The following is a 598-nucleotide window of genomic DNA, read 5'->3' as shown; positions in this document are numbered from 1 at the left end:
TTGCATGCCGCCCGAAAGCTCGGCCGGGAACAGATCCGCCACCTCGGGGCCAAGCCCGACACGAGCCAGCTTTTCGATTGCCACCTTGCGCGCCGCGTCTTTGGGGCGGCGGTCGGGACCGCGCAACAGCCGAAAGGCCACATTTTGCCAAACGGTGAGGCTGTCAAACAAAGCGGCGCCTTGAAACAGCATGCCAAAGCGCGACAGGAACGCTTCGCGCGTTTGATCGACCGGCGCGCCATTCACCGCAATCGTGCCCGCATCGGGGCGCACCAGCCCCAGGATACATTTGAGCAAAACCGATTTGCCCGTGCCAGATCCGCCGATCACCACCAAGCTTTCGCCGCGCTGCAAATGCAGATCAACGCCGCGCAGCACATGCTTGCTGCCAAAGGATTTTTTCAGCCCCTCAATCTCGATCATGCGGAGAAGAACACCTCTGTCAGCAGATAGTTGGCGGCCAAGATCAAGACCGAGGCGGCGACCACGGCGGATTTGGTGGCGCGCCCCACGCCCTGCGCGCCGCGCCCTGAATTCATGCCGTAATAACAGCCCATCAGCGCCACGATGAAGCCAAAGGCCGCGCCTTTCACAAGGC

Annotated in this window: 2 protein-coding genes; both read right to left on the bottom strand. The window is 61.9% G+C overall.

Features of this window, described 5'->3' with window-relative positions; translation table 11 throughout:
• The coding region (locus CKO28_RS27860; RefSeq protein ID WP_200344809.1) for an ABC transporter ATP-binding protein at window positions 1–423 on the bottom strand (423 nt) is incomplete at its 3' end.
• Window positions 420–598 (bottom strand): ABC transporter permease (locus CKO28_RS27855; RefSeq protein WP_200344807.1); only part of this gene is annotated, 179 nt, incomplete at its 5' end. The genes CKO28_RS27855 and CKO28_RS27860, both read right to left, overlap by 4 nt.

The organism is Rhodovibrio sodomensis, from assembly GCF_016583645.1.
GTDB lineage: Bacteria > Pseudomonadota > Alphaproteobacteria > Kiloniellales > Rhodovibrionaceae > Rhodovibrio > Rhodovibrio sodomensis.
Note: the sequence above shows the minus strand (reverse complement) of the source record. Positions and strands in the feature narration are given on the sequence as shown.